This window comes from Enterococcus mundtii (assembly GCF_013394305.1).
In the GTDB taxonomy this organism is placed as follows: Bacteria; Bacillota; Bacilli; order Lactobacillales; family Enterococcaceae; genus Enterococcus_B; species Enterococcus_B pernyi.
Window position 1 is genome coordinate 2270027 of the sequence record NZ_AP019810.1, and the last position, 23069, is coordinate 2293095.

At 38.5% G+C, this 23069-nt stretch carries 20 protein-coding genes and 1 other annotated feature; of the genes, 17 read left to right on the top strand and 3 right to left on the bottom strand.

What is annotated here, in order from left to right:
* The first annotated feature begins 260 nt into the window (after window positions 1-260).
* From HZ311_RS10850 to mnmA, 4 genes are all read left to right on the top strand, one after another.
* A complete protein-coding gene (locus tag HZ311_RS10850; protein WP_023519200.1) occupies window positions 261-548 on the top strand; it encodes a hypothetical protein in 288 nt (95 codons plus the stop codon).
* Between the two features lie 389 nt (window positions 549-937).
* Complete coding sequence (locus HZ311_RS10855; RefSeq protein ID WP_023519201.1) at window positions 938-1201, top strand: hypothetical protein; 264 nt, start codon at window positions 938-940, stop codon at window positions 1199-1201.
* 958 nt (window positions 1202-2159) lie between these two features.
* On the top strand, window positions 2160-2783 hold the full coding sequence (locus tag HZ311_RS10860) for a hypothetical protein (RefSeq protein WP_023519203.1): 624 nt from the start codon (window positions 2160-2162) through the stop codon (window positions 2781-2783).
* A gap of 199 nt (window positions 2784-2982) precedes the next feature.
* Window positions 2983-4104 carry a tRNA 2-thiouridine(34) synthase MnmA gene (gene mnmA / locus HZ311_RS10865; RefSeq protein WP_023519204.1) on the top strand — a complete coding sequence of 374 codons (1122 nt, stop codon included), beginning with the start codon at window positions 2983-2985 and terminating at the stop codon, window positions 4102-4104.
* A gap of 30 nt (window positions 4105-4134) precedes the next feature.
* Here mnmA and HZ311_RS10870 read toward each other — a convergent pair whose 3' ends face one another.
* Complete coding sequence (locus HZ311_RS10870; protein WP_023519205.1) at window positions 4135-5397, bottom strand: multidrug efflux MFS transporter; 1263 nt, start codon at window positions 5395-5397, stop codon at window positions 4135-4137.
* A 147-nt stretch (window positions 5398-5544) separates the two neighbouring features.
* Between HZ311_RS10870 and HZ311_RS10875 the strand changes: the two genes are divergently transcribed.
* From HZ311_RS10875 to HZ311_RS10885, 3 genes are all read left to right on the top strand, one after another.
* Window positions 5545-6111: a TetR/AcrR family transcriptional regulator gene (locus tag HZ311_RS10875; RefSeq protein ID WP_010736170.1), complete on the top strand. Its 567-nt coding sequence runs from the start codon at window positions 5545-5547 to the stop codon at window positions 6109-6111.
* Window positions 6112-6235: 124 nt separating this feature from the next.
* Window positions 6236-6613 (top strand): DUF1033 family protein, encoded by a 378-nt coding sequence (locus HZ311_RS10880; RefSeq protein ID WP_010736169.1) that lies wholly within the window; start codon window positions 6236-6238, stop codon window positions 6611-6613.
* Window positions 6546-8621, top strand: coding sequence for a DNA topoisomerase III (locus HZ311_RS10885; RefSeq protein WP_080674304.1), 2076 nt, complete (start codon window positions 6546-6548; stop codon window positions 8619-8621). Before HZ311_RS10880 ends, HZ311_RS10885 begins: the two co-directional genes overlap by 68 nt.
* A 1-nt stretch (window position 8622) precedes the next feature.
* Here HZ311_RS10885 and HZ311_RS10890 read toward each other — a convergent pair whose 3' ends face one another.
* Complete coding sequence (locus HZ311_RS10890) at window positions 8623-9108, bottom strand: YbaK/EbsC family protein (protein WP_023519207.1); 486 nt, start codon at window positions 9106-9108, stop codon at window positions 8623-8625.
* Window positions 9109-9200: 92 nt separating this feature from the next.
* Window positions 9201-9431 (top strand) — a binding site (T-box leader).
* Window positions 9432-9522: 91 nt separating this feature from the next.
* Between HZ311_RS10890 and HZ311_RS10895 the strand changes: the two genes are divergently transcribed.
* The 4 genes from HZ311_RS10895 to HZ311_RS10910 all read left to right on the top strand — a co-directional run bounded on the left by HZ311_RS10895 (window position 9523) and on the right by HZ311_RS10910 (window position 13302).
* The gene (locus tag HZ311_RS10895; protein WP_010736166.1) at window positions 9523-10164 is read left to right on the top strand and encodes an amino acid ABC transporter permease; all 642 of its coding nucleotides are present in this window, start codon (window positions 9523-9525) and stop codon (window positions 10162-10164) included.
* Between the two features lie 20 nt (window positions 10165-10184).
* On the top strand, window positions 10185-10820 hold the full coding sequence (locus tag HZ311_RS10900) for an amino acid ABC transporter ATP-binding protein (RefSeq protein WP_010736165.1): 636 nt from the start codon (window positions 10185-10187) through the stop codon (window positions 10818-10820).
* An 18-nt stretch (window positions 10821-10838) separates the two neighbouring features.
* Window positions 10839-11651 (top strand): amino acid ABC transporter substrate-binding protein, encoded by an 813-nt coding sequence (locus tag HZ311_RS10905; RefSeq protein WP_010736164.1) that lies wholly within the window; start codon window positions 10839-10841, stop codon window positions 11649-11651.
* 205 nt (window positions 11652-11856) lie between these two features.
* Window positions 11857-13302 (top strand): glycoside hydrolase family 1 protein, encoded by a 1446-nt coding sequence (locus HZ311_RS10910; RefSeq protein ID WP_023519209.1) that lies wholly within the window; start codon window positions 11857-11859, stop codon window positions 13300-13302.
* Between the two features lie 136 nt (window positions 13303-13438).
* Here HZ311_RS10910 and HZ311_RS10915 read toward each other — a convergent pair whose 3' ends face one another.
* Window positions 13439-14893, bottom strand: coding sequence for a metallophosphoesterase (locus HZ311_RS10915; protein ID WP_232092483.1), 1455 nt, complete (start codon window positions 14891-14893; stop codon window positions 13439-13441).
* Between the two features lie 512 nt (window positions 14894-15405).
* On the opposite strand from HZ311_RS10915, the gene HZ311_RS10920 reads away from it, so the two are divergent.
* The 6 genes from HZ311_RS10920 to HZ311_RS10945 all read left to right on the top strand — a co-directional run bounded on the left by HZ311_RS10920 (window position 15406) and on the right by HZ311_RS10945 (window position 22979).
* Window positions 15406-17838, top strand: coding sequence for a DNA translocase FtsK (locus HZ311_RS10920; RefSeq protein WP_023519211.1), 2433 nt, complete (start codon window positions 15406-15408; stop codon window positions 17836-17838).
* Between the two features lie 479 nt (window positions 17839-18317).
* The gene (locus HZ311_RS10925; protein ID WP_051377631.1) at window positions 18318-18728 is read left to right on the top strand and encodes a hypothetical protein; all 411 of its coding nucleotides are present in this window, start codon (window positions 18318-18320) and stop codon (window positions 18726-18728) included.
* A 15-nt stretch (window positions 18729-18743) separates the two neighbouring features.
* The gene (locus HZ311_RS10930) at window positions 18744-19157 is read left to right on the top strand and encodes a hypothetical protein (RefSeq protein ID WP_010736159.1); all 414 of its coding nucleotides are present in this window, start codon (window positions 18744-18746) and stop codon (window positions 19155-19157) included.
* Window positions 19158-19277: 120 nt separating this feature from the next.
* Window positions 19278-20351, top strand: coding sequence for a dual-specificity RNA methyltransferase RlmN (gene rlmN, locus HZ311_RS10935; RefSeq protein WP_010736158.1), 1074 nt, complete (start codon window positions 19278-19280; stop codon window positions 20349-20351).
* Window positions 20352-20436: 85 nt separating this feature from the next.
* The gene (locus tag HZ311_RS10940) at window positions 20437-20979 is read left to right on the top strand and encodes an aminoglycoside 6'-N-acetyltransferase (RefSeq protein ID WP_023519215.1); all 543 of its coding nucleotides are present in this window, start codon (window positions 20437-20439) and stop codon (window positions 20977-20979) included.
* 332 nt (window positions 20980-21311) lie between these two features.
* On the top strand, window positions 21312-22979 hold the full coding sequence (locus HZ311_RS10945) for a peptide ABC transporter substrate-binding protein (protein ID WP_010736156.1): 1668 nt from the start codon (window positions 21312-21314) through the stop codon (window positions 22977-22979).
* Window positions 22980-23069: the final 90 nt, after the last annotated feature.

The following is a 23069-nucleotide window of genomic DNA, read 5'->3' on the forward strand; positions in this document are numbered from 1 at the left end:
TAGTCCCATCTTGTTTGACTCATTTAAGTATCAACCGCATCTATTTATAGTCACAATTTCGATTTGTTGGGTCATCAATGGAGGGAGTATCGTTTTTGCGTTAGGAATCGCAGATAGATACCTGAAAAGGACGTTGATTACGTTGAATTTTGTGTTTAGCTATGTCTTTTTATCTACGATTTTTCATTTTTCTTTGAATTTTTGAAGCTATTTCTGTTTTTAGTGAGAAATATTGATGTTGATAAGGAGGAGAAAGAAGTATGAAACGTGCATTGAATCTAGTCGTTTTATTTTTGTCAATACTTGCATGTGTCAGTGGTCTGTTTTATATACATATTTATTTAAGTGGAGAAATTGAGGGGATTCTTTTTGCATTAGGTTTAGGTTTTCCGGGTTTGATTGGTTTTTATTGTTCGACAAAAATAAAAAAGACGAAGTTGAAATGGCTACTGCTAGGGCTGAATTACCTTTTCGCTACTTACAGTACCGTCTTGATTATCGTAATTTATTGGTTACAAGTCTTCGGGATAGAGTTTTTTACAAGTTAGTACATTTTATTTTATGTATCAATTGAACAATTTAAAAATTAATAGAAATTATATCTAGTTGTGAGTGGATTTAAGAAAGAAGGAGTCACATATGATTATAAAACAGAATAACAAGTACTGGATTTTATCGATCATCTTTTTGTTCGCTTCTTGTTTATTTAGTAGCAGTTATTTTTCATCTTATAGAACTTTGCCTCTTGTATATCAAGGAATCATCGTTATCAGTTGTTGGTTATTGAGTGGATGTAGTTTGTTTTTTTCTACAGGAATCAACAATAAATTTATTAAGTGTATTGTTGTAGGAGCGAATATTTTTTGTATTTATGGTTGGTGGTTTATATTTTGATTTTTGAAACTACAGATATTCATAAAATTAAAAGGAGAATAAGATGACGAATAATCAATTCAGATTATTAATAGCGATGTTTTTTTCGATTTGTTGTTTTGTTGGAGAAATCGTTTATGGAGATAGTCCTCAGAGTGTCTTATTGTTTTTCATTATGACATTTCCTGGATTAGCTGGGTTTTATTATTCGATAAAAGCGAATCTTGGACGATACAAATGGATGATTGTTTCTCTGAATTATTTTTTTGCTACATTTATTATTATTGGACAATTCATTCAATTAATTGTTTTAACTTTGAACAATTAATAGAGTTAAATATTACTTGAAAGGGAGATTGAAATGAAAAGTACATACAAAAGATATTGTTCATTGATTATTTTACTCTTATCGATCAGTGTGATTACGTTCAGTATGGTTCAAGGAGGTCGCTATAGTATTGAATGGCGAGTAATATTGACATCGATTTGTTGGCTACTTAGCAGTATAAGTTTATTTTTTTCAAGGTTCATTGAAAGTAAAGCCTTAAAAAACTTAGTCATTTTTTTTGAACTTTAGTTGTATCTATGGTTGGCTGTTTTCCTTTAGTTAAGACTCTATTTACTGGTGAAATGAACAGTAACTGTACATAGAAAAAAGCACCATAACGCCACAATAAATAAAAGATGAATAGGAGATCACCATGAAATTCCATAAAATAGGATTGGGTCTTTCGATGCTGTTGTCTATCTTATTTATGATAGGGAGCTTTCTATATCGAGAAGAGCCACTTTCAAGTTTTGCATTTATCCTGTACATGGTAATTCCTGGACTTATGGGGATTTATTTTACGAACTGTCTTACGATGAGTAACTATCAGAAAGGATTTCTCTTAGTCGTAAATTATGGATTTGCGACCGCTATGAGTTTGATGCGTGTGATTGAGTTTATTTCTAGTAAGCTATGATCGGTAATCGTTGAAAAAAGGAGTGAGATGAATGATTTCGATTGAACCTAAAAGATTTAAGTTTTTTCCCTACTATTTATGTGCTTGTCAGTTTTTTTGCGATTTTTTATTTTTTACCGTATTTACCATATTTACCATATACTGGCGAGACTAAATTGATGATTTCCACGATTTGCTGGTTCTTGAGTGGGATTAGTTTATTTTTTTCGACAGGAATAAAATTCGGTTGGGTAAAAGTATTGATCATTTTGGTTAACTGGTTCTGTATCTTTGGCTGGTGGTTTTCTACTAGATAAGTATGTTTTAAAAGGAGTGAGTGGAATGTTTGTAAAAAAAAGTATGCCGAATAAATATATTTCGTTCTATCTATTGGCGCTTTGTTTTCTATTAGGAAGTTTAGTTTTTGTTTTCAAATTTTATTGGTTATTTGCAACAGTCCAATATTCTTGGTGGATCATCAGTGGAATCAGTTTGTTTTACTCAACTAGAATCCCCTCAGCATTCTTAAAAAGAGTGCTCATTGGCATTCATCTTGTTTTGATGTACGGTATTGTACTAGGAACTTTATTAGGTTTTGTCAGCTTTGGTAAGGTGGAGTATTTATTGTTCCCTGTTGCGTACGTATTAATTGTGGGCGCGCTTCATGAGTTAGAGAAAAAGAAAGCATTCTTTATCATGGGATTGATCATCCCGATGTCTATTTCTACACTCGCATTTATTTATGCTCATTATTTGATTATTTTTCAAAGTCATTCATTCGAAAGTTATTATTTGATTCCTTTACTGATGTTGATGGTGATCTCTGGCTTGATTGGATTATACGCCGCAACAAAGCTTGAAACTAGCCGGCGAAAATTTTACTTATTGTTTATCAACTATTTGTTTTCTACATATTTCAATGTTGTGCTGTTACTTTTGTTTTTGGTGAATGTAGTAAGAAACTGAATCACGAACAAAACGCCTCTCATAGCAAAGTTTTGGTATCTGAAAAGTACAGAATAGGCCAACTAAAAAACGTCGTTTTTTTAAATTGATTATTTAGGGGTGAAATTTTCAGAAAGATGACGTATAATGTAAAATACTGAAAAGTTGCGACCTTCAACTCGTAGATGTTTCAGAATCTAATTGAAATGATGGTGATACCATGACAGACAACAGCAAAACACGCGTTGTCGTTGGGATGAGTGGCGGTGTTGACTCATCTGTAACAGCACTTTTGTTAAAGGAACAAGGCTATGATGTAATCGGGATCTTTATGAAAAACTGGGATGATACCGATGAAAATGGCGTCTGTACGGCGACGGAAGATTATAAGGATGTAGCGAAAGTCGCTGCCCAAATCGGGATTCCTTATTACTCGGTCAATTTTGAAAAAGAATATTGGGACCGTGTGTTTGAATATTTCTTAGCAGAATATCGTGCAGGACGTACCCCGAACCCAGATGTAATGTGCAATAAGGAAATCAAATTTAAAGCATTCTTAGACTATGCAATGGACTTAGGAGCGGAATATGTTGCTACTGGTCACTATGCGCAAGTCACACGTGATGAAAATGGCGTGTCACATATGTTGCGTGGGATCGATAATAACAAAGACCAAACGTATTTCCTTAGCCAATTGTCACAAGAACAGTTAGCAAAAACGATGTTTCCGTTAGGCGGTATGGAAAAATCAGAAGTACGTGCGATTGCGGAACGTGCCGGTCTAGCAACGGCGAAGAAAAAAGACTCAACTGGTATCTGTTTTATCGGCGAAAAGAACTTCAAACAATTCTTAAGTAACTATTTACCAGCTAAAAAAGGCAATATGGTGACCCTTGATGGTGAAGTGAAAGGCGTACACGCTGGTTTGATGTACTACACGATCGGACAACGTCAAGGCTTAGGTATCGGCGGCGGTGGCGATTCACAAGAACCTTGGTTCGTGGTGGGGAAAGATCTTGCGACGAATACATTATATGTTGGACAAGGCTTCCACCACCCTGCATTGTATGCAACCAGTTTGGATGCAAGCGAAATCCATTTTACAACGAATGAACCAATGCCAAAAGAATTCAAATGTACAGCGAAATTCCGTTACCGTCAGCAAGATGTACCGGTAACCGTGCGCTTATTAGAAAATAATCGGGCAGAAGTCATCTTCGACGAACCCGTACGCGCAATCACACCAGGACAAGCCGTTGTTTTTTATGACGGAATGGAATGTCTAGGTGGCGGATTGATCGATCATGCGTATCAAGAAACGAAAGTTTTGCAATACGTCTAAGATAGTCTAAAAAAGCCACAGGATTTTTTGCTATTTATTGACAAAAGCATGACCATTGCTTGTTTCTTCCTGCTTATGAATCTCCTTCGTATTATGGTGAACCAGCACAAAGTTTGCAAGTACAAGTAAGGATGTGGATAAAAAGACACCACGATAACCGAAGATACTTGAAACGCTTGAACCGATCAAGGGGCCAACGACATTTCCAGTGGCTTGGAAGGATTGGTTGTAACTAAAGATTCTTCCGGCAGCTTGTGGGGGAGAGTATTTAGTGATCAATGCTTGCACGGCTGGAAGGAGGCAAGCGTCTGAGATCCCGATCAAAAATCGTAGTCCTGCAAGTTGCCATACATTCGTTACGAAAGCCATTGGGATATAGACGATCAAGGCGAAGCCTAATCCGATGGCTAAGATTCGTTCACTCCCGATCTTATCACCTAAGCGGCCGAAACGAGGAGCGGCTATCAGGGTGGCAATCCCAGGAATAGAAGCAATGATCCCGCTGACCAACGTGACGTTGCCATGTCCATGTAATAATTGCCGGATATATAAACTAATGATCGGACTGATCGAATTATTTGATGCTTGAATGATCATTGTGGTAATAAACATGCCGATGACGACATGTGGGTATTTCAGGTCACGGAAAATTTGTTTAGCAGAAACCAACTCGCTTTTTTCTACTGGCACAAATTGTTCATGGACAAAAAATAAGCTAAGTAAGAAAACGAAGAACAAAATTGTCCCGGTAATAAAGAAGGTAGGGCGATACCCAAAAGCAGAAGCAGAAAGTCCGCCAAGTAAAGGACCAAGTAATGTTCCGGTCACAGAGCCGGTCGCCAAAGTGCCAAGTACTTGTCCACTTTTTTCTCTTGGGGTACCAGTGGCGACTAAAGCTGTTGCGTTACTGATATAGCCGGAAAAAATTCCCTGCAACAGACGTAATGCGACTAATTGATACACGCTGGTTACTAGACCCATCAAGGAAATCACTACCGCCATCCCTAGAGAAGCGCGCAACAACATCATCTTTCGGCCTTTTTGATCGGCAAGTCGTCCCCACCATGGAGAAATCAAAGTAGTAACAAGGAATGTAGAGGAGAAGGTCAAGCCACTCCAAAAGTTCAATTGTGACGTACTGTAATTTCCTAACGTATCTATGTAAAGCGACATAAAAGGCATCACTAGACTAAACCCAATCCCTGCCATAAATGTACCAAACCACAAAACAACTAGGTTTTTCTCCCATGTTTCTCTTTTTCTGAATACTGTCTCTTTTACTCTTGACACCACAATTAAAGCCTTCTTTCTGAAAATTTTCATCTACAATCATTTATTATAAACTACAACGTGTAGTTTATCAATAACAAGTCTTTTTTCTCTTCGTCTTTCATGGTAAACTTAAAGGGATTGAGTTTATTCCATAAGAGGGGAAATCAAATGAAAAAACGAACGCTGTCACAAGAGAAAATCATCGACTGCTTTCGAGAATTGGCAGAAGAGATGGCTGTACAGCAAATCACTTTCCAACATTTAGCTAAGGCATTGAATATCAAATCACCGTCGCTTTATAACCACTTTAAGAATATTCGAGAAGTGAAAACGGCGTTGACTGCGAAACTTTTAACGGAGTTGAATGATCAATTACGTCGAGTGTTAGTTGGGAAAAGTAAGGGAGAAGCGATCCAAGCGTACGCGCAAACCTATCAGTCATTTGCGTTTCAAAATCAGGCAGTCTATGAACTGCTGATCAGTGTACCGCATACAAATGAAGAAATTCTATTAGAGGGAATACACGAAACGAACCAAATCATTTTACAAATATTTGACGCTTTTTCTTTGTCGAAAGAAGAAAAGGTCCATCGAAGTCGAGAACTGCGAAGTATGATCCATGGGTACCTTTCGTTACGTTTTTTAGGGTACTTTACCAATGAACCGAATGTTTCTCCAGAAGAAAGTTATGTCTGGATGATCGACGACTTTATTGCAACTTTACCAATAAAATAAAAGGCATCATTTAAATTAATTTTCTGAACATTCATAAAAAGCCCCTTTTAAGCAAAATTTCTTGCAACTTTCTTGGAAAGTGACTAATATGTTTTTAAGATGACCTGAGAAAAGGAGCGCATGTATGTATCAAGTAATTACAATGTTCGGTGATAATGAGCCTTGGTGGTTCTTTGAAGATTGGCAAGAAGATATTCAAATGGAGGAAACTTTCTCCTCTTTTGAAGAAGCGCAACAAAACTATGAAGAAAAATGGCTGGCCATTAAAGACAACTATGAGTATATCCATGCCAAAAATAATTTTCTTAGCGCTTTTTGGAATGATGGCGATGAGCGCTGGTGTGAAGAATGCGATGATGATTTGCAGCAATACAAAGGACTGGCTTTGCTGAAAGATTATCAACCGATCACTTTGGAAAGCAGAAAGGATTTTTATGAAACAACTAATTCTAGCGGAAAAGCCAAGCGTTGCGAAAGACCTAAGCAAGGTGCTTGGTGCTAATCAAAAACACAAAAACTATTACGAAGGACCCAAGGTGATCGTGACTTGGGCCCTTGGTCATTTATTAGGTCTAAAGATGCCAGAGGATCTGAATAAGGAATGGCAAAGCTGGCAGATGGAGACCTTGCCGATGATCCCTAAAAAACTAGGGATCAAACCCTTACCAAAAACTGGTCATCAATTGAAAGCCATCAAGCAATTGGCTAGTCGTAAAGATGTCTCAGAAGCAGTGATCGCCACAGATGCCGGACGTGAAGGAGAACTCGTTGCACGTTGGATCTTGGAATACGTTCACTTCAATAAGCCGGTGAAACGTTTGTGGATCTCCTCTCAAACGGACAAAGCGATCAAGACAGGTTTCAGCCAATTGAAACCAGCTAAAAGCTATGATGCGCTGTATGAGTCTGCTTTGGCCAGGGCAAAAGCAGATTGGTTGGTCGGGTTGAATGTGACACGTGCACTGACAGTAAAATATCAAGACAATTTATCAGCGGGTCGGGTACAAACCCCAACCTTAGCTTTGGTGCGTAATCAGGAAAAGAAAATCGAATCATTCCGACCACAAACGTATTTTACGATTTCATTGACAGTCGGCAATGAACAAGCAAAAATGGTCCAAAAAAACCAGTTTGCTTTGAAATCCCATGAAGAAGCCCAAGCGTTTGTTAAAACCCTTAGTCAGAGTAAGGGAACAGTAGTCAACATTGAAGAAAAAACAAAGACAGAAAAAGCTCCTCTGCCTTATGATCTCACGGAGATCCAACGAGAAGCCAACCAACGTTATGGTTATTCTGCAAAGAAAACGTTAGGACTTGTTCAAAGTTTATACGAAACGCACAAGATCGTCACCTATCCACGAACAGATAGTAAATATTTGACGAATGATATGAAAAGTACCATGAAAGAAAGACTTCAAGCCATCAGCGATTTTGCACCAGAAGTGAAAACTTATTTGAAGAATGGGGCAGTGGTTCGTCAAACGAGTGTCTTCCAAGATAGTAAAGTAACAGATCACCATGCTTTGTTACCGACGGAAAATCGTCCACGCTATGAAAAATTAAGTAACGAAGAACAAAAAATCTACCAAATGATCGTGACACGATTCTTAGGGTTATTTGCAGAACCACATAAAATCAGTCAAACGAAAATCACTGTCGTATTTGGGAACGAACAATTTGTTTTCCGCCAAAACCGGGTGTTGGAAGCTGGTTGGAAAACGTCTGCTGAAAGTCATGTGGATTCGTTTGACTGGAAAAAAGACATGCGCATCCAACCTGATTTTACGATCAAAAAGGAATTGTCGGCACCGCCAAAACCTTTGACAGAAGCAAGTCTGTTAGGTTTGATGGAAAAACACAGTTTAGGCACGCCCGCGACTCGTGCGGAGATCATTGAAAAGTTGATCAAATCCGAATTAATGGAACGCACACCGCAAGGCTTACAAGTCTCACCGAAGGGCAAGCAGTTGTTAGAACTGGTCAATCCATCACTTGTGACACCAGATTTGACTGAAAGTTGGGAAAGAGATCTAGAAGCGATCGCGCTTGGAAAAAAACAAGCCAACGTCTTTTTACAATCCATCGAAAAAGAAACGAAGCGACTTGTCCAAGAAATCAAAACAAGTAAGCAAGAATACCAAGATTTTTCGATTACCCAAAAGAAATGTCCGGATTGTGGCTCGAATCTTCGTGAGAAGAACACAAAAGATGGCAAAATCTATGTGTGTACGAATCAAGATTGTAGCTATCGTCGTCGGAAAGATCCGAAAGTCTCTAACCATCGTTGTCCACAATGTCACCGCAAAATGGAGATCATTGAAGGCAAAAATGGCGCTTACTTCCGTTGTAAATTTGACGGGACGACAGAGAAGATGCTAGAAAAAAAAGAGCAGAAGAAAAAAATGACAAAACATGAAGAACGTCGCTTGATGAAGAAATATTCTCAAGCAGAAGAACCGGAAGAAAGCCCATTAGCAGCAGCCTTAAAAGCTGCGATGAAGGATAGTTAAGTTACAAGACTTCATACCTTGGCAGATGATCCACATGAGCGAGTAGTCGTTCAAAATCTGCAAAGGGAAAAATGATGGTACTGGTGTTGCTGTTTGGATGAAAGCCCACGGTATCTTTGCGATCGATCGAGGAATCAATGACGACTTGGATCTCGTTTTCTAAATCGTTGACTAAGGCAAATGGATTGACGGTACCTGGCGGAACATGTAACAACTGTTTGACTTGGTCTCCTGACACAAACGATAATCGTTTTTCATTCAACTGTTCTGCCAATAACTTCAAGTCGGCTTGTTTTTCATCAGGTAAGACGACAAAATATATTTGTTTGCCTTTCTTTGATTTGACCAAAAGATTTTTAACTTGTGGACCTGGTAAAGTAAAAGTTAGATTTTTGACAGAAGTAATGGCTGGATGATTCACTTCTTGGTAATTGATTGCCAATAGATCAAGCAATTCATAGGCCTCTTGTTTCGTGGCATGACACATAAAAAACAATCCTCCATTCATTTTTTATTTATTTTAGCACAAAAAAGATTGACAAATAAAAATGAATCAGGTAAATTACTCATTAAGTTAAATAAAAGACATCGAAAAGAAGAGTAGCAATTAAGTGTTTGAAGAGAGTCTCTGGTTGGTGAGAAGAGGCAATAACTGATTGTGAAACACATCTTGGAGTCGATTTTCTGAACAGCCAGTAAGAAAATCCGGGAAGCCCGTTATAGCTGCGGTCGTTGTTAGACGACCAGATAAGGTTAGTTTTGCGAGAAACTAATAAAAAAAGGTGGAACCACGTATTTTGCGTCCTTTGATCTTCGGATCAAAGGACTTTTTTTGTTTTTCATGTGGTTGGAAGGGACAGCTAACAATGTACCCCTTTAAAGAAAAGAGGAGGAAAAGAAAATGAATGATTTATTAGAAGTGATGCCACAGTTGTTAGTAGGGGCGCTGACAACCTTGAAATTATTTGCCTTTACCTTGATTGGTTCTTTGCCATTAGGAATTATTTTAGCCTTAGGGTTGTCGTTACATTTTAAACCGATCCGTTATTTCCTACAAACGTATGTCTGGATCATGCGAGGAACACCGCTATTATTACAATTGATCTTCGTGTTTTACGGTTTGCCAACGATCGGGATCGTGTTTGATCGTTTCGAAGCTGCTTTGATCGCATTCGTTTTAAATTATGCTGCCTATTTTGCTGAGATTTTCCGTGGTGGTATCCAGTCTATCCCTAAAGGGCAGTATGAAGCAGCTCAAGTCTTACAGTTGAGTCCTTTCCAAACAGTGACAAGAATCATTATTCCGCAAGTAACAAAAATCGTGTTACCTTCTGTCGGCAATGAAGTCATCAATCTAGTGAAAGATTCTTCGTTGATCTATATCTTAGGTTTAGGTGATGTGATGCGAGCGGGTAAGATCGCGATGGAGAGAGATGCAAGTTTACTTCCATTGCTTGGCGTGGCACTGATCTATCTCGCACTAACAGGAGTGCTGACGATCGTGTTGAAGCAAATTGAAGAAAAATTAAATTATTACCGCTAAGAAACGAGGAGGGAACAGCGATGATTGAATTAAAAAAGATTAGTAAATCATTTGGTGACAAACAAGTGATCAAAGATTTTGATTTAGTAATACCGGAAGGACAAACATTAGCGATCGGCGGACCGTCAGGAGGCGGTAAAACAACGATGTTACGGATTTTAGCCGGTTTAGAAAAAGCTGACAGTGGTGAGTTTTACCTGGATGGCACGAAATTTGACCCTTTTGAATTGAAAACAGAAGAACAAGTGGTAGGCGTCGTGTTTCAAGATTTCCAGCTTTTCCCACACTTGAGTATTTTTGACAATATTACTTTGGCACCTAAAATGGTGTTGAAACAAAGTAAAGAAGAATACACGAAAAAGGCGGAGGAATTAGCGGACTCATTAGGGATTCGTGATTTATTAGGAAATTATCCTTATCAATTATCTGGAGGACAAAAACAACGTGTGGCCATTGCTCGTGCGTTAGCGATGAACCCACGAGTGTTAGCTTATGATGAACCGACGAGTGCATTAGATCCAGAGTTACGCCAACAAGTAGAGAAGTTGATTCTTTCATTAAAAGAAGAAGGCGTGACACAAATCATCGTGACCCACGATTTAGTCTTTGCTGAAAACGTTGGGGATCAATTGATCAAAGTTATGCCAAGTAAGTAGGAAAGCGGTGGGGAGAAAATGAAAAAATTCAGCTTTTTGATTTTATCTTTGATTGGTTTTTTCTTTTTAACTGGCTGCACGAATGAGCGGACAGCGACAGAAAGCTGGTCAAGAATCAATGAAGAAAAAAAGATTATCGTAGGACTAGACGACAGCTTTGTACCAATGGGTTTTCGTGATAAAGATGGTAAACTGACAGGATTTGATATTGAGTTAGCGAAAGCTGTCTTTGATGAATATGGCATTACTGTTGAGTTCCAACCAATTGACTGGTCAATGAAGGAGTTCGAATTAAACAACGGAACAATTGATTTGATCTGGAACGGGTATTCAAAAACGCCAGAACGTGAAGAAAAAGTCTTGTTTACAAAACCATATATGAAAAATGATCAAGTATTGATCACACCAAAAACTTCTGGTATTACAAGCTTTGAACAAATGCAAGACAAAATCTTAGGCGCACAAAACGGTTCTTCTGGTTATGATATGTTTGTCAGACATCCAGAAATACTCAAAGACTATGTGAAAAATCAAGAGGCAGTTTTGTATGCAAGCTTTAATGAAGCATTGATCGATTTGAAAAGTGGCCGTACAGATGGTGTGTTGATCGACAAAGTCTATGCCGAGTATTTTTTGAACATACGAGACGAATTAGACAATTTCAATGTGATCAAAGGGGACTTTGATGGAGAAGATTTTGCTGTCGGTGCGCGAAAAAATGACGAAATACTTGTGGAAAAAGTCAATGATGGCATAGCCGAATTGGTTGAAAACGGAAAATTTAAAAAGATCTCAGAGAAGTGGTTTGGTGAAGATGTCACACCAGAATAGGTGACAGGATGACATGAAGGATCGAATCATAGGGGAAGTCAAAATAGTGGAACAGCATCTGCTGCTCCGCTTTTTTTATTTGTTTTGGACTTATTTTTTAAATGACTAGACTTTTATTTAGAAATGTCAAAAATCTACTTGGTAATGAAAAGGGTTTCGTGTTATTCTAAAGAGGTAAAGATTGAACTAGGAAAGGAAGATGTTCATGGAACACCAAAAATTAACGGCATTTCCTGATGATTTTCTTTGGGGATCTGCTTCAGCTGCCTATCAAGTAGAAGGTGCATGGCAAGAAGGCGGAAAAGGTGAGTCTGTATGGGATCGCTTTGTTCGTATTCCAGGTAAGACATTTAAAGGAACAAATGGTGACCTAGCAGTAGATCACTACCATCGTTATAAAGAAGACATTGCCTTGATGAAAGAACAAGGTTTGAAAACGTATCGCTTCTCTGTAGCTTGGACACGTATTTTTCCAAATGGCCGCGGCGAGATCAATCAAGAAGGTTTAGCTTTCTATATGGATTTGATTGATGAATTGATCAAACACGACATTGAACCAATGTTGACTTTGTATCATTGGGATCTGCCACAAGCATTGCAAGATGAATACCAAGGATGGGAATCTCGTCAGATCATCGAAGATTTTACGAACTATGCAAAAACATTATTCGAAGCATTTCGTGGCAAAGTCCACTATTGGGTTAGTTTGAACGAACAAAATATTTTTACTTCACTCGGTTATTTATTAGCGGTACATCCTCCAGGAGTGACTGATCCAAAACGAATGTACCAAGTGAACCACATTGCCAACTTAGCTAATGCAGCAGTGATCAATGAGTTCCATGAAATGGATATGCCTGGGAAAATCGGACCAAGTTTTGCGTATACGCCAAACTATCCGATCGACAGTGATCCAAAGAACATTTTGGCTGCTGAAAATGCGGAAGATTTGATGGCACATTATTGGATGGATGTTTATATGTGGGGCAAATATCCAATCGCTGCGATGAAATTCTTGGAAGAACAAGGGTGGGCGCCAACGATTGAAGAAGGCGATGAGGAGCTACTAGCATCTGCGAAACCTGACTTTTTAGGCATCAACTACTACCAAACAGCAACGAATGCCTTTAATCCATTAGATGGTGTCGGCGCTGGTAAGATGAATACTACAGGTAAAAAAGGCTCATCAGAAGAAACAGGCGTGCCTGGCATGTACAAAAAAGTAGAAAATCCATTTGTCGAACGTACAAATTGGGATTGGGAAATCGATCCAGAAGGTTTACGTATTGCTTTGCGACGAATCACGAGTCGCTACCGTATCCCTGTGTTGATCACGGAAAACGGTTTAGGTGAATATGACAAATTGACAGAAGATAAAAAAATCCATGATGACTACCGTATCAACTACTTGGAAAGTCATGTCAAAGCCATCAAAGAAGCTATTTCAGATGGTGCAGAAGTCTTGGGCTATTGCACATGGTCTTACACAGACTTGCTGAGCTGGTTAAATGGCTACCAAAAACGCTATGGCTTCGTTTATGTAGATCAGGATGAAACACAAGAAGGATCACTTGATCGCTACAAAAAAGATAGCTATTACTGGTACCAACAAGTAATTCGTGAGAATGGCGCGAATATTGGGAACCAATAAATATTGCACGAATAATACGTACTAAAGTGGATGGCACAATTTAAAAAAAGGAACAAAAGAGGAGGTACTGCTCATCTTTTGTTCCTTTTTTTGTTTGTCTTTTAGCTTTTACATCACCTAGAATTTCTGTTGATCACTAGTCTAACATAAATTGTTGAAGCACCGTTACACCAAAATCAGGTGCAGTCAATAATGTTGCGCCGATTGCGGCATCCGTCAATTTCCCACTATACGAATTTAGTGTGAGTAGTTTTCCGCTTCGAACGTTTCTGAACTTGTACAAAGGAATGGTTCCATAGGCATTTCCTGCGCTTACTACTCGCCATTGTGCCCGTTTATCTGAAGCATTTAAAACCCCAGTGCGTACAATAGAGAAGCCATTCCATTTACTATCTGATTCATACATTGAAAAATTATTTGCTCGATTATGGATGACAAAGGAATTGTTAGCCTCATAGAATACAAATCTCCATTGTTGGTTCGTATTCCTATGTTCATTAAAATAGATGACATCATCACTACTTGCTGAATCATCTAGCGCTCTACTATTATTAAGAGAATTAATGATGTGATAAGAATTACCTACCCTATTAGCCAATTCTTTTTGCTGTTGGTAGTCTCTGTCATCATTCACAGCAGTGAGTCCTTTCGAATTTATAGCAATTGTATCAATGAGTTGTTTCTTTTCCCAAACATTCCCAATCACTCGATAGATTTTCATCTCATTTTTTGAATGATCGACTTCTGCAGTTAAGTAAGTTTTTTGAGAAGCACTGCCAGAAGAATAAACTGGGACTTTGCCAAAATACTGTGGGTAAGAAACCTTACCGATTGTTTTGTGATAATGCCCTGCAAAAACGGCTCGCAACGTTCCATTATCATAATATTTTTCTACCATTGCCTTGAATCTTCCTTGGGGATCACTTCCCAATTTCCAATCATTTGGTTTATGTATATAAAGAATAGCCGGTTGGTTTGCACTTCTTGCTTCTTCTAACTGTCTCTCGATATAGTCCATCCCAGGTGTTAACCAATAAGTAGGACCAGGCCCTTCAGAGCAAGAAAGATGCATCGTGGGATAATTGTTGGCTGTGATCATTCTAAAATCCCCAATTTTTTGTGAATAGTTTAGGCTATCAACATGCTTAGATTCAAAAAAGTAATCTTCTTTCCAAGTATCTTTTGAAATCCAATTATGAGGTCTATAGGTATGCATTCTGTTAAAGGTTATCCGCCAAGCTTGGTTGAGGAAAGTATCCTCGAAATTATTTTCAATATCGTGGTTTCCTAGGCCATAAGAATAAGGCATTTTTAGTCTACTGAATAATTGATCCATGCGACTCCACTGAGAGCCTTGACCGTAAGCAGTGACATCCCCATTGACATAGGTATGTATTACTTTATTGCCGATGCTTGTTGAATAATCATTGATACTGTCATACTGATTTAAAATTAACGCAGCGGACTCCGCTCTGAGATCGCTATCTGATTGATAAATACCATCATCTGTTTTTGCTGTCCATGGAAATTGAGGATCAGAGGTAACTACAAACGAATAGTCGATGTCTGCGAATGCCGTAGTGCCAACCATAATTGTACCTACTAGAATACTCGCACTCAAAGTAATGCTTTTGATCATTTTATTTATTAATATTTTAGTACGCTTTTCAAATTTCATTTCTACTCCATTCTCTTATATTAATTTATTTTTTAAAGTTTGTTTCACTTTTATTTTGAAATTCTACACTCGAAGGCTTTTTTGATTCTTGTGAGTGTTATGACAAAACAAAAAGTGGTGTGATTTCCTATATTTTCGTAACCTCCTTTAAAGTTGATTGTTTTAAAAAAAGTATATCTTCCTATAATAGGTACTGTTCATAGTGTGTGGTGTTGCAACAAATAATTCTTCTTACAAAGACATAAAAGAATTTCTATCCTCACCTCAACGAAAGAGCGAAGACCATGGAGGCAAAAGGGGTGGCGAGGATCGTAGGAAGAGTTTTGAAGAATCAGATAAAAAGAAAATCAGCAATCGGGCAAACAAAACTTTTGTTCGCTTGCTTTTTTTTGTATAATGGAACTTGATGAAAAGAGGGATATATCATGGCAAAGAAAAAACGTCCTGCTAAGAAGAAGAGAAAAACTAAAAAACAAAAACAGCAGCAGGAGCAAATGATTGCGATCGGTGTTGGCTTTGCTTTTATACTATTTGCCGTCTTTGGGTTTTTGAAATTAGGCTTTTTAGGCATTTTAGTGGCGAATGGCTTTCGCATAGTCGCTGGAAATACGTATCAGATCCTCTGTGTATTATTAGCAGTTTTAGGATTTTGGATCATGGTCAAAAATAGAGAATTCACGATGGGTAAGAGTCGTCGTTGGCTGGGAGTCGGTCTGTTTTATTTAGGTATCTTACTCTTTTTACATGCCAATCTTTTTGGAAAATTGAACAGCGGAGAACCCAATATCATTGGAACGACTTGGGATCTACTATCGGCAGATATTCGTCAAAGCCAAATCACCACGAATGTTGGTGGCGGTATGTTAGGTGCATTTATTTATAATCTGACATTCTTTTTGATTGCTCAACCGGGAAGTTATTTCGTAGCTGTTTTATTGATTATTGGCGGAGCAGTATTATTCAGTAATGTTGAGGGTCATCAATTATTGAATGCCTTACAAGTCATGGGAGATAGATTCCAAGAACTGTTAGAAGGCGATCCAGAAAAGCAGGCACGTAAACAAGCTGCGAAAGAAGAGCGGCAAAAGCAACGAGCAGAAGCGAAGGAAGCAAAACGTCTTGCTGCGAAAGAAGCAGCCGAAGCTGCGGAAATAGAACAAAAGCGAGCCACTCGTCAAAAGAATCAGGTACAAAAGGAAACTTCTCCTATTTATGAAGAAAGTGAACCTGAACAATTAAGTTTTGTGCCGATTGACAGTTTCCAAGGAAATGTCCAACCTCCTGTTATGGAACGTCCTAAACAGGATGAGATGAGCCAAGTACAAGAGTCTTCCGAAGATGAGTTATTTGAAGATGATGGCACTGCATTAGAATTTGAGATCGAAGCAGAAGAAGAAAATCAAGCATACGAGCTACCTTCAATCGATTTATTAGACTCAGCGCAAACCGTGGATCAAAGTGATGAGTACAAGAAAATTGAAAAGAACATTGGCGTGTTAGAACAAACTTTCCAAAGTTTTGGTGTCGATGCGAAAGTCGTCAAAGCAAGTTTAGGCCCATCTGTGACGAAGTTTGAGATCCAACCAGCTGTCGGAGTAAAAGTAAGTAAAATCGTTAGTTTGACTGATGATATTGCCTTAGCTTTAGCCGCAAAAGATGTTCGTATGGAAGCACCGATCCCTGGGAAATCACTGATTGGGATCGAAGTGCCGAATAGCAAGATCAGTATGGTTTCGTTTAGAGAGATCATCGAAGCCCAACCGGATCATCCAGACAAGCTATTAGAAGTACCTCTAGGACGAGATGTTTCGGGTCGTGTCCAAACGGCCGATTTATCGAAAATGCCTCACTTGCTCGTTGCCGGATCGACTGGTAGTGGGAAGTCAGTAGCGATCAACGGCATCATCACAAGTATCTTGATGCGAGCAAAACCTCATGAAGTCAAACTGATGATGATCGACCCGAAAATGGTTGAGTTGAATATGTATAATGGTATCCCGCATTTGTTGACGCCAGTTGTGACCAATCCTAGAAAAGCAGCACAAGCATTGCAAAAAGTCGTTCAGGAAATGGAAGAACGTTATGAGAAGTTTGCTGCAACTGGTGTGAGAAATATCTCTGGGTACAATGAATTTGTCCAACAAAAAAATCTAGAAAATGGAACCAAACATCCGACCTTACCATTTATCGTTGTCATTGTTGATGAATTAGCGGATCTGATGATGGTTGCAAGCAACGAAGTCGAAGATGCGATCATCCGTTTAGCGCAAATGGCTCGTGCCGCAGGTATCCATATGATCTTAGCAACACAACGCCCAAGTGTGGATGTTATCACCGGAATTATCAAAGCCAATGTGCCTTCACGAATGGCGTTTGCTGTTTCCAGCGGAACAGACTCACGAACGATCATTGATTCTAATGGGGCGGAAAAGCTCTTAGGACGAGGGGATATGCTCTTCTTACCAATGGGTGAGAACAAACCGATCCGTGTCCAAGGGGCATTCATTTCCGATCATGAAGTCGAACGGGTGGTTAACTTTGTCACCGATCAACAAGAAGCCAATTACGAAGAAAAAATGATGCCAACGGATGAAGTTGAATCAGCTGGTTCAGCTGAACAACCTCAAGATGAACTATTTGAAGAGGCAAAAGCATTAGTTATCGAAATGCAAACCGCTAGTATTTCTCTGTTGCAACGTCGTTTTAGAATCGGCTACAATCGGGCAGCTCGTTTAGTCGATGAATTAGAAGCTCACGGCGTCGTAGGCCCTTCAGAAGGCAGTAAGCCTCGAAAAGTTTTTATTGAGCAAGTGGAAGAGTCAATGGATCAATCATCATCTGAAAATCAGGACATATAAAATGAAAGCAAGAAATCTTTTCTTATCGAATTGATTTTTTGCTTTTATTTTGCGTTTAGTCCATAAAAATATTTTTTGTGAAAAAAAACAGGTAGTAACAACACGACTATTATAAAATCATTCATGTTAAAAAATGATAAGCGTAAAGTCACAATAGTTTTTTTAGATGAAAGGAGATTCACTGAATGAACGATGAGACAATGAAAAAGATTGATCAAGTAACGAATGAAGTTTCCGAAAAAATCACGAATGAACAATTAACAGAAACAAGGGATGAAGCGACTGGAAAACCAGTCAACGAACAACCTAAAGAACGAGCCAAAGAACCAATCGAAGAACCAGTCAAAGAACTGGATGCGGATGCCGGTGTAGATGCAACCGAAGAACCAATCGAAAAACCGATCGAAGAACCGATCGAAGAACCGATACAACCAACGAGTCACACAAAAAAAGCAACGCGTGATGAACCCCGAGTCGGCTTGGCAAATTCTGAGTTTCAAAGGGGCAATCAGGAAGTACCGGAAGAAATCAAAAAATGGAATTGGGGCGCCTTCTCTCTTAACATCATCTGGGGAATTGGGAACAAAACGTATCTTCCATTACTGTGTCTGATTCCACTATTCAATTTTGTTTGGGTGTTTATTTGCGGATTCAAAGGCAATGAAGGGGCATGGAGAGATGGAAACTATACGGATGTTGAAACATTCAAACAAGTCCAAAAAACTTGGAGTAGAGCTGGCATAGCGATGTTTATTATTCAAATTGTGATTATCCTCTTATATCTTGTTTTCGTCGTATTCATTCTTTCTAGCTTATGGTATATTCGTGATTCTTTTATCCGGGATTCTTATAACTATGATCCTTACATTTATGATGGTTATTACTACTAGAAAGGAGAAAACAATATGCATCAAAAAATGATCAAAACTATTTTTATATTGAATATCGTTCAAACAGTGATTTATCTTTTTGGTTTCTTTAACCGAGTAGCAGAGCAGTCAGGTCTGGTTCCTCTCGTCTATGTGACACGTCTATGGGGGAATTTTTATGGAATTATTTTTTGGTCGATCCTAAGTATGATTTGCGTGATCGGCTTCACTTTGAGCTTATATTTATTGCTTTCAAAAGCAGTAGATTCTAAAAAAACAGTCGGGTTGATCATTTCTGCTATTGGTTATGGTTCCCCACTACTATTCAGTTTTTTCTTGATCATTCCAGCAACCTTGTTGATTTTAGGGCTTATCTTTATTAAATGGATGATTATAGATCCAGAAAAATCAGTAGAAGAATACGATGAGTGGCATGATACCCATGCATGACCTAAATAAGATTTAGTACAAGTTTTTAACGATTATTTAGTTTCTTTTGTGAACTATTGCATTAATAAAGGGAATCAGTTATAGTATGTAGCGATACTTTGAAAAAAAGAGGGAATAATCGTGGAAAAACAATCCATTTATGGTTTAACAAATAAAGAATTGACTGCTTGGTTTTTAGAACATGGTGAAAAGAAATTCCGTGCCTCACAAGTATGGGAATGGCTCTATCAAAAGCGTGTCACAAGCTTTGAAGAAATGACGAATCTTTCAAAAAGTTTGATTGAAAAACTATCAGAAAATTTTGAGATCAATCCATTGAAACAAGTGATCGTGCAAGAGGCAAGTGATGGGACAGTCAAATACTTGTTTGAGTTGCCAGATAAAAATATGATCGAAACGGTGTTGATGAGACAAGAATATGGCTTATCTGTGTGTGTAACTACACAAGTCGGATGTAATATTGGCTGTACTTTTTGTGCCAGTGGTTTATTAACGAAAAACCGAGACTTAACTGCGGGTGAGATCGTGGCTCAGATCATGATGGTCCAACATTACTTTGATGAACGTCAATTGGGGGAACGTGTATCCCATGTCGTGGTGATGGGGATCGGTGAACCGTTCGACAATTATGACAATGTCATGGATTTCTTGCATATCATCAATGATGCCAAAGGTTTAGCAATCGGTGCTCGTCACATCACAGTGTCAACTAGTGGGTTGGCAAATAAAATCAAAGAGTTTGCTGAAAATGGATTACAAGTCAACTTAGCAATTTCATTACATGCACCAAATAATGAAGTCCGTACGTCCATGATGCGCATTAATCGCCGTTTTCCAATCGAAAAATTGATGGAAGCAGTGGATGAGTACTTGGAGAAAACTAATCGCCGGATCACGTTTGAGTACATCATGCTGAATCAAGTAAATGATCGGCCAGAACATGCGCAACAACTTGCTGATCTGTTGAAAGACAAGAAAAAATTAACTTATGTCAATTTGATTCCTTACAACCCAGTAAGTGAACATGATCAATATTCAAGAAGTCCAAAAGCGGATGTATTGAAATTTTATGATGTGTTGAAAAAGAACGGCATCAATTGTGTGATTCGCAAAGAGCATGGGACAGATATTGATGCAGCTTGTGGGCAATTGCGTAGCAAACAAATGAAAAAAGAAAAAACTGTAGCAAAATAAATATTCTTAAAGTTAAGTTTTCTTTCCTTCTCTTTTTCCCGTTTGGCTGATAGAATAGGCTGAAATTGGAATGGAGGGGAATAGGATGATCATCAGTGAATTTGATCGTAGAAATATCGGTTTGAAGGATCAGCTAGCTGACCTTTTGCGATTGACTTGGCCGAAGGATTACGGTGAACAACCAATGAAAGAAGTCGAGCAACTGCTGGCGATGGATCGAATCGCTGTCTCAGCGGTGGAACAAGATCGTTTGGTTGGTTTTATCGGTGCGATTCCGCAGTATGGAATGACTGGTTGGGAAATTCACCCTCTAGTAGTAGAAACTTCTTATCGAAAGCAGTATATCGGTAGCCGCTTAGTTGCTTATGTGGAGAAAGAAATCGCTTCTAAAGGTGGTGTGATGGTTTATTTAGGAACAGATGATACGGATGGGGACACGAGTCTTAGTCATACGGATCTTTTTGATCATCCGTTAGATAAACTGAAATCAATCGAAACTTTCAACAAGCATCCTTATACATTTTATGAAAAAATGGGCTATCAAGTCGTTGGAGCGATTCCTGATGCAAATGGGCTCAATCAACCAGATATCATTCTGGCAAAACGACTTGGAGAAATAAATCAATGAATGAAGCACCAAAATGATTTTTTAAAATCGAATAAAACATGCGAGCCTCCCCTAGTGTGGAGGCTCTTTTTTGTAGCAAAAACCGAACATTCATATCAAACGTTCTTATAACGACCATTTTTTTATGATTATTTTATTCGAAAGAGGATTAGATAAAAATCCTTGATTTATCTCATTTTTTCAGAAAAAAATAATAAAACGTTCATGGAAAAGTCATTATTTTTTAGAAAAAGCGAAAAAAACTGTTGCAATTTTAATAATTATTCATTAAACTCATAAACAACTCAGAAAATACTAATTATTCTGAAAATTTCGATAAAGGGGTACGGAAGATGAAAAAGAATTTAACTTTTGGTGTTGTGGCCTTATGTGGGCTTGTACTTGCTGGTTGTTATGGTGGCAGCAGTGCAGATACAAGTGGTAGTGGTTCTTCAAGCAGTGGATCAGCAGATGGAGGAGGCGTCTTCAACTTAGTAGTACCTCAAGAAATGCCGTCAGCCGACCTATCGGTTGCAACAGATACAATCAGTTTTACTGCACTAAATAATGTGTATGAAGGAATCTATCGTTTAGATGAAGATAGTAAACCTCAACCAGCCGGTGCAAGTGAATTGGCTGAAGTTAGTGAAGATGGATTGACTTATAAAGTCAAATTGCGTGAAGACGCAAAATGGTCAAATGGGGAGCCTGTCACTGCAGCTGATTATGTTTACGGTTGGCAACGTACGGTAGATCCAGCGACGGCATCAGAATATGCGTATCTTTTTGCACCAGTTGAAAATGCTGAAGCAATCACAGCAGGCGACAAAGACAAATCAGAATTAGGCATCAAAGCAGTTGGCGATTATGAATTGGAAATCAAATTAGCCAAACAAACACCATACTTCCAATACTTACTTGCTTTCCCTTCATTCTTCCCACAAAGTCAAGCAGTGGTTGAAGAACATGGAGATGCGTACGCATCATCAAGTGACAACGCAGTATACAACGGACCATTTACTTTAGCTGATTTTGATGGACCAGGTACTGATACAGAATGGACGTACAAGAAAAACGAAGAGTACTGGGATAAAGATGCAGTTAAATTATCAGAAATAAAAGTCAGTGTTGTAAAAGAATCTTCTACTGCATTGAATCTATTCAAAGATGGACAAGCAGATGATGTCATCTTATCAGGTGAGTTAGCACAACAAAATGCGAATGATCCAGCTTATACGTCAGTTAAAGAAGCACGTACAAGTTATATCGAGTTCAATCAAAGAGAAGATGATTCACCATTCAAAAATGTGAACTTAAGAAAAGCCATTTCTTATTCAATCAACCGTGAAGCATTAGTGAAACAAGTCATGGGTGATGGTTCAGTTGTTTCAACAGGCTTGATTCCTGCTGACATGACTAAGAATCCTGAAACAAATGAAGATTTTGCAGCAGAAGCCGGCGAATTAGTATCATATGATCAAGACAAAGCAAAAGAATATTGGGAAAAAGCGAAGAGTGAATTAGGAATCGACTCATTAGAATTTGAATTGATGGCATCAGATGATGACTCAACGAAAAAAGTGATCGAATATATCCAAAACTCTATCCAAGAAAACCTTGACGGTGTGAAAGTAAAACCTACACCAGTACCATTCTCTGTTCGTTTGGATCGTTCATCATCTGGTGATTTCGATACAGTATTAGGTGGCTGGGGCGCAGACTATGCTGACCCAAGTAGCTTTACTGACTTATTTGTAACAGGCAATTCTTACAACCGTGGACAATGGTCAAATGCGGACTATGACAAAGCCGTTGAAGCATCTGCTTCTAAAGATGCTGGTGACGAACAAGCGCGTTGGGCTGACTTACAAGAAGCGAATAAAATCATCGCTGAAGATATGGGTGTCGCACCAGTTTATCAAAAAGCTGAAGGTCATTTAGTTAATCCAAAAGTCAAAGGTATCGTTCATCATGCTGCTGGCGCATCATGGGATTACAAATGGACATATATTGAAGAATAAACTGTCCTAAAAAGAAAAAAGAGTGTCTGGGATGTATTACAAATCCCAGACCTCTCAATTTTCTGATCCTAGTTATTCTTTTGGCCGTTC